Origin of the sequence: Microcystis sp. LE19-84.1B, from assembly GCF_027531875.1 — a bacterium.
GTDB classification, from domain to species: domain Bacteria; phylum Cyanobacteriota; class Cyanobacteriia; order Cyanobacteriales; family Microcystaceae; genus Microcystis; species Microcystis panniformis.
On record NZ_JAPZSR010000078.1, the window covers coordinates 1 to 2,437 of the forward strand.

Consider the following 2,437-nt stretch of genomic DNA (forward strand, 5'->3'; position numbering starts at 1 on the left):
AACCCTTATAGAGAAAGGCATTTAGCGATTTTTGTCAATTGTTTTTGCTCTAGAGCGAACTAATCAATTAAGTCTCTTGCCAGATAAGGATTTAGTCGATTTATGCCCCCCTATCGAACCATAACAAGTAACGAAGAGCCATATAACTTTTATCTGACTAATAACTGATAACTGATAACTGATAACTGATAACTGATAACTGATAACTGATAACTGATAACTGATTAAAGACAGTTTTGCTGCCAGAGTAGTTCTTTTTCGATTCCCTGTTTTTCTCCGGGAGGGACAGTCCTTTCCCGCATAATATAAAGTTGCAGGGATTTAATCTGTTGATCACTACCGTGCTGCTGATTCCAGTTTTGACAGAGATACTGACCAAACTCTCCATAAACTGACCGACCAATAGCTCGATTAAGATTAATAAAATATTGTCGCCACTGCATGGTTTTATACAAACGATTGCGATCGCTATCCGTGGGTTTATCCCAAATTACCGGCTGTCCTTCTCTAAATAAATCTACCGTGGAACCATCGGCTAATTGACTGACTGCCACAAACCAAGCATCATCTCGGGGCGGACTAGGGGAGAAAATAGTCCAATACTGGTCTAAACGAGTTATTCTTGCCAGAATATCAATTGTATTAAAAGTACGACGGGTGAGCAAGCGATCGAGGGATTGAATTAAAGGTGTATTTAAATCGCCTCTAATGGCCGATTGCCGGACAAAACTGCGTAAATTCCAGATACTGGTCAACAAGAAGAAGAAAATTACCAAAATATTTAAAGGTAAAGAGGATTTAATCGTCAGGGGACGAAACTTGAGAGGTTTGGTGAAATTGCCCATAAAACGACGATGGGAGGCAATCCACTCATAAATTCTCGTTCCCAGGGTCATGAGGGGCGGTAAACGCAAAATTGGCGCTAAAAACCAGAAAATCGGCGAAAGACTGACAATATAAACCAATGCTGACCATTTAAACCGACGTTTTCCCTGCCAATCTTCCACCACCCAAGAATTTTGGGCCACCATATCCTCGTATATTGAGGGGTTATCCTGAGCGACTAACAGGGGAGTGCCGGGTAAAATGAGAAAAGTGCGGAGAAGATGAACAACTTTCTTGCAAAATCCACAATCTCGATCATAATTAATCCTTAAACCTTCCCTTTCTGGGTTTATTATCCGTTTTTGTCCCCAATCCCAGACTAAGCTGGGGATGATCGGCAACCAATGGGTAACACTCAAGAAAGGGAAAACCCCTAAATGTAGAATCAGTGCAAAAACCGTATGCAAGAAAATAAAGGAAACTACGGCGATTATTTTAAATAAACTATTGCGAAAGGGAACAAACATCAATAGCGGACCGAACCATTCAAAGCCTAGGGCTGAAATTGTCAGGAATTTGAGGAATTGCTGCGGTAAAGTCAGTAAAAAACTCCCCAAAGCGGTAGCGTATTGATCGTAACTAAGAGAGTAATAAACGGCTGTACCGTCGGGCCACCAAGTCTCACTTTTGAGTTTAAAGACCACTGACCACATATAGATGTAACACACCTGTATCATAAAAGCCACCGTGGCAGCCGAAACCACACGCTTGGGTAGGGGGTTGGGATTGGTGTTTAAGGCACTTTCCACGGAATAACAGGCACCGAGGGGTAAAAACATCGCCCAGAATAATACTGCCCGGATTACGTCATCGGCGGCAAATAGTAACAGGGGGTTGCGATGATGTAAAGAGACGATTAGCGCCCAAGTGGCGATCGTGGCTAAACGGGTATGATAGCCAATTAAAAGCAATAATGCGATCGCTATAGCGACAATAAACAGGATACTCTGCACCAGTACCGAGTCACTGAGAGCAAAAATCGACCAGTAAAAAGGACTAGCAGAAACTTTCGATAAGCTTCCTAGGGGTAAAACCCCTAATTCGCTGTAATGGGCAGTTACTTGGCTAAAACGAACCGATAAATCCACTAAAACCACTAACGCCAAGGCAATGCGAAATAAAGCCAGCGATCGCAGGTCAAACCCGAAAATCTCTGCCAGTCTTTGTCTAAATGATTTTGTCATTATCGCCATAGGATGATGATTCCCTCCACTTCTTCAATAAACCTACTTTATAGCAATTGACATACTCCCACCGTCAAGCTACGCTGTGACGGGGGATTCTTGACCTATCACTATCGGAAATTCCTTGTTCAACGAGACAGCTTAGATTCTCAATGTCTCCACTGAAAATCCAGAGACCGGACTCTCCCCCCCCCTTGCCCCCCCGAACCCCCCGATGTCGGGGGGGCAGGTAGGGCTGTTTCATTCTCCCATCAGAATATCAAAAGTAAAAGCGATCACTATCAGGTAAAATGAGGAGTGACCGCCAACCTTTCAAATATATGTTGAGCTTAATAGAAAAACTAAAACAAGTCAAGGACTTTCGGAAA

Annotated in this window: 1 protein-coding gene and 1 pseudogene; both read right to left on the reverse strand. The window is 43.0% G+C overall.

Annotated features, from left to right (window positions below; all coding sequences use genetic code 11):
• Positions 1 to 224: 224 nt before the first annotated feature.
• Complete coding sequence (locus tag O9324_RS04275; RefSeq protein WP_288139551.1) at positions 225 to 2,078, reverse strand: hypothetical protein; 1,854 nt, start codon at positions 2,076 to 2,078, stop codon at positions 225 to 227.
• 64 nt (positions 2,079 to 2,142) lie between these two features.
• Positions 2,143 to 2,256: pseudogene (locus tag O9324_RS04280) on the reverse strand (zinc ribbon domain-containing protein); the annotation flags it as partial.
• Positions 2,257 to 2,437 lie beyond the last annotated feature (181 nt).

What these genes read in the sequence shown, in the direction of transcription:
- O9324_RS04275 (WP_288139551.1), bottom strand. Translation starts at nt 2,078, where the DNA reads ATGGCGATAATGACAAAATCATTTAGACAAAGACTGGCAGAGATTTTC.